This window comes from Gilvimarinus sp. 1_MG-2023 (assembly GCF_030548285.1).
Genome location: NZ_JAUOSC010001226.1, coordinates 1 through 259 on the forward strand (window position 1 = coordinate 1; position 259 = coordinate 259).

At 40.5% G+C, this 259-nt stretch carries 1 protein-coding gene; it reads left to right on the forward strand.

Features of this window, described 5'->3' with window-relative positions:
* On the forward strand, positions 1–259 hold a 259-nt coding region (locus Q4563_RS20770), incomplete at both ends, for a homocysteine S-methyltransferase family protein (protein WP_303605865.1).

The window sequence follows — 259 nt, forward strand, 5'->3', positions numbered from 1 at the left end:
GGTAAAAGCAGAAAGAGGAATTGATGTGCCTGTGATGTTGAGTGGAACGATTACAGATGCTTCAGGTAGGACTTTATCAGGTCAAACAGCAGAAGCTTTCTTAATTTCTGTATCACATATTCCATTGTTAACCGTGGGATTAAATTGTGCTTTAGGAGCAGATGCATTGGTGCCACATTTAGAGGCAATATCAAGCAATACGGAATATGGAGTATCTGCGCATCCTAATGCAGGATTGCCAAATGCTTTTGGTGAGTAT